Origin of the sequence: Ligilactobacillus acidipiscis DSM 15836 (genome assembly GCF_001435755.1) — a bacterium.
In the GTDB taxonomy this organism is placed as follows: domain Bacteria; phylum Bacillota; class Bacilli; order Lactobacillales; family Lactobacillaceae; genus Ligilactobacillus; species Ligilactobacillus acidipiscis.
Genome location: NZ_AZFI01000181.1, coordinates 1 through 3,764, shown reverse-complemented (window position 1 = coordinate 3,764; position 3,764 = coordinate 1). Strand labels below are relative to the sequence as shown.

Annotated in this window: 5 protein-coding genes; 3 read left to right on the top strand and 2 right to left on the bottom strand. The window is 34.9% G+C overall.

From position 1 onward, the window contains the following. Window positions 1-364: 364 nt before the first annotated feature. The gene (locus FC65_RS09445; RefSeq protein WP_056972482.1) at window positions 365-643 is read right to left on the bottom strand and encodes a transposase; all 279 of its coding nucleotides are present in this window, start codon (window positions 641-643) and stop codon (window positions 365-367) included. A 181-nt stretch (window positions 644-824) separates the two neighbouring features. On the opposite strand from FC65_RS09445, the gene FC65_RS11895 reads away from it, so the two are divergent. From FC65_RS11895 to FC65_RS09435, 3 genes are all read left to right on the top strand, one after another. Continuing rightward, entirely contained in the window at window positions 825-980 is a 156-nt protein-coding gene (locus FC65_RS11895) for a hypothetical protein (protein WP_156408618.1), read from the top strand. Between the two features lie 487 nt (window positions 981-1,467). After that, a complete protein-coding gene (tagD, locus tag FC65_RS09440) occupies window positions 1,468-1,875 on the top strand; it encodes a glycerol-3-phosphate cytidylyltransferase (protein WP_056972483.1) in 408 nt (135 codons plus the stop codon). A 14-nt stretch (window positions 1,876-1,889) separates the two neighbouring features. After that, the gene (locus FC65_RS09435; protein ID WP_056972481.1) at window positions 1,890-2,300 is read left to right on the top strand and encodes a GtrA family protein; all 411 of its coding nucleotides are present in this window, start codon (window positions 1,890-1,892) and stop codon (window positions 2,298-2,300) included. Between the two features lie 43 nt (window positions 2,301-2,343). On the opposite strand, the gene FC65_RS09430 is transcribed toward FC65_RS09435, so the two are convergent. Further along, the gene (locus FC65_RS09430; protein WP_056972480.1) at window positions 2,344-3,474 is read right to left on the bottom strand and encodes a glycosyltransferase family 4 protein; all 1,131 of its coding nucleotides are present in this window, start codon (window positions 3,472-3,474) and stop codon (window positions 2,344-2,346) included. Window positions 3,475-3,764 lie beyond the last annotated feature (290 nt).

The following is a 3,764-nucleotide window of genomic DNA, read 5'->3' as shown; positions in this document are numbered from 1 at the left end:
ATATATCCGCTGTGAACTCACAAAATACAAAAGTACTTCTTAGGGGAAAGGCAGAGTTTACCCTTTTTTACCACTCTAAAATTATTTAGCACCAAATTTTAGTTAAGACAAAAATATGAATAATTCAGGTTACTAGTAAGCTGAAATTTTCGGATTCCAAACAATGTTTGCCAATATAAATCATCAAAAACATTAATACTAGAAAGATACAGTCACAATTTTTACGTGCATGTTACGTACCAGCCAGATGAAAGAGTTTAAAGCGTAGAGTGCTGATTGTTACGTCTCCTAATTCAGCTGGAAAAAACAGTTTTTTCATGACCTCAACTAAGTTGTAAGCCACACTGGCAAGCAACATTCTCAGTTAGTTAGCCGTAAAACTAGGGCAATCCGTTTTATCAAAATCAAAGCCACTTTTAGCGACCTTGATCAGATTTTCCATGGCTCCACGTTGATGGTAAAGTTCAAATATATCGCTGACGAAAGTCATTTCCAAATTAGCCGCAATAAACTCGTGTTTAAAGAGTAACTCGCCGACTGGACGAGTTGATTTAACTATTGCAGAGTAAGCGTGTTCCCCAGTTTCTGGTTGGTAGTCTGTTAAATGGTGCCGCCACACATCTTTCTTGCTAAAGACCTCCACAGATTTCCCCCTTGACGATCCGTTGTAGCTTGAAATTGGCCTTGACGCGGATCGTAAACTTTGCCCCCAACTGCTTTCACAAGCAGCGTATTATTTAAGCAGTGGCTTTAATCTACTCGTTGCCTGACCGTATTTTAGACCCTAAGAAGCAATCCAAAATAACTAGGGGTAACCCGTCCGTTTGATAGTGAGTGTTAAAATCGCTGCCTACTTGTTGACCGAATGTATCAGCTTGAACCGAATCGAGATCATGGGCATCTTGTGCTGCTTCTTTTGGGTGATTGCTAACTTTGCCACTAACTTTGTAATTCCGGTCAATTCTTTTGTGGAAACTTGAGTAACGAAGCGTGAAAAGTTGATTGCGAAACAACTAAGTTATCCAAGACGAGCTTAAAACTCAGGTCAGCGTATTAGCTAAAATAACCGGTAATAAGTTAAATTAACAGCTGCTTAAACAGATGTTTTTCATGACACTTATTGAACTTACGACGATCCTTAAACTGGAAGTTATGTTTAAAGTGGATCTGATGCATAAAAACTCAGTCAATAAAGTTAAGCCACCATCATTATTAGATAGTACCAAATTTTTGTTGAGGTTAACGTTTTGTTGTAAAGTCTACATATGGGGCAATCCAGTTCTTTGTGGTTTTCGTCGACTTAACAATAGCACAGAATGTGCTCTTTTTGTATACTCAGTTTAAGGCTTGAATCATGTCGAAACAATGTGATAACAGACAAAAGAAAGAGAAACTATTAAAAATATGAATTATTCAGAATTAATGGTATTCTGTATGGATAAAATATTATTAAGAGGAGTGAGTACTATTAAACGTGTAATTACATACGGAACTTTCGATCTACTACACTATGGTCACATTAATTTATTAAAACGGGCTAAAGCTCTTGGTGATTATTTAGTCGTTGCTATCTCTTCTGATGAATTTAATTGGGAGAAGAAGCACAAAAAAACATACTTTACGTATGAACAAAGAAAACAATTGGTAGAAGCTATTCGTTATGTTGATTTAGTTATTCCAGAAGAGAACTGGGATCAAAAAGTATCTGATGTGCATAAGTATGACATTGATACATTTGCCATTGGTGATGATTGGACGGGTAAGTTCGACTTTCTAAAAGACGAAGGAGTAGAAGTAGTTTATTTACCAAGAACACCAGAAATCAGCACGACTCAGATCAAAAGCGATCTTAATAAAAATGCTGAAAAAAAATAAGGGGAATTTTTGGCATGTTGCTTGATTTTCTACAAAAGCATAAAACGTTTCTTATCTACGTTTTTTGGGGTGGAATAGCCACAATTGTCAATATTGGTACTTTTATGCTTTGGCTTAAATTAGGATGGCACTACCAGGCTGGTAACATTTTAGCTTGGTTATTAGCTGTTTTTGTCACTTATTTTTCAAATAAATTTTTAGTTTTTTCTTCCAAATATCATGGTCTTGGACAGTTGCTTAGTGAATTAGGTTCTTTCTTAGTAGTTCGTCTCTTTGCGCTAGCGTTAGACATAGTCATAATTTGGTTAGGAATTAAAGTTTTGCACTACAATTCTTTTTTAGTAAAACTTTTTGATAACACTGTTGTCGGTATCTTAAACTATCTAGTCAGCAAGTGGTATGTTTTCACAGATAAAAATATATAAAAAATCGATACTTATCCGAAAAACTCTCAGATAAGTATCGATTTTATTTATTATCTTTATTTTTTCTTTTAACTTCTCTCTCGTATAACCCTTTAGTATCTGAAGAGCTAAGAACCATTTTTTTGATCAAATGCAGTAGTGGCTGTCTGTTACCTCCAACTAACCCGATTGCCTCGACAAAAAGTTCAAGCCCAATTAAGGTCGCAATAATCAATGCAACCGAACCCCAAAAATTGGAAAGAGGAAAGAGTAGAGAAATAAACGAAAATATCAATGCGATACCATAAATCACTAAAACCGTTTGCCGGTGTGTGAGCCCCATCTGCATTAATCTATGATGTAGGTGATGTTTGTCAGCTTGGAAAATAGGCTTTTTATTCAGCATTCTCCGCAAAATAGCATAAACAGTATCAGTGATCGGTACTCCCAAAATAATGATCGGAATAATCAAACTAATGAATGTGGCATTTTTTAACCCATACAGAGCAAAGACCGAAATCATAAATCCAATAAATAACGACCCTGTATCACCCAAAAAAATACTTGCTGGGTTAAAATTATAAGGTAAAAAGCCTATCATAGCAGCAACCAAAGTCAACATCAGGACTGACACAAAAACCCCAGTGTTATTCAAAAAGAAAAAACTAGTTAAGGCACTAGTAGTCACAGCGATAATCGAAACACCGGTGGCTAAACCATCCAGCCCATCCAATAAATTGATTGCGTTAGTAATTGCCACTATCCAAATTATAGTTACCGGCATACTCAACCATTTCAGATGAAACAACCCACCAAAAGGAATCGATATAGTTGTCATTTTGATTCCTGCAACATAATAAACAATTAATGCTGCTATTATGATCCCGAGCAGCTTTTGTTTTGGTTTCAACTCATAAATATCATCAATAAACCCAGTTAAAATGATGATACATTCAGCTAAAAACAATACTATCATCTGCTTTTGTGGATACTGACTCCGTAGAAAAAAGAAATTAGTAATGTTAAAAGCAATAAAAATAGCTAAGCCACCTAAAGTCGGCATTGGCTTTGAATTTATACGGCGTTTATTTGGATTATCCACTGCACCAACCTTAATGGCAAATTTTCGTACAATGGGTACAAGAAGCGCAGAAATTATCATAGTAGTAAATAACGCTGCAAATATTTTATACATACACAGCAGACCTCAATTTTAATTTATTAACAGATTATACATTCTCATTAGTAGATTCAATAACTAAGTTATATAATAACATACCATCAAGCAACTTTGTTATTCTACCGATATCCTTTAACAGGTAATAAGATTTAAGAGGTATTAAAACTCAGACTAAAAGATTTCTTCTACAAAAATATCATCTGCCTACTTCATCTTTATTATAATAGACCAAAAATAAGGCTCAGAAAATTTTCCTTTCTGAACCCTATTATTCATTATCCTGAATTATTCATACTTTTCCCTTA

Excerpts from the sequence above, each read along its gene's own strand:
- FC65_RS09435 (WP_056972481.1), top strand. The coding sequence starts at position 1,890 with ATGTTGCTTGATTTTCTACAAAAGCATAAAACGTTTCTTATCTACGTT.
- FC65_RS09430 (WP_056972480.1), bottom strand. The coding sequence starts at position 3,474 with ATGTATAAAATATTTGCAGCGTTATTTACTACTATGATAATTTCTGCG.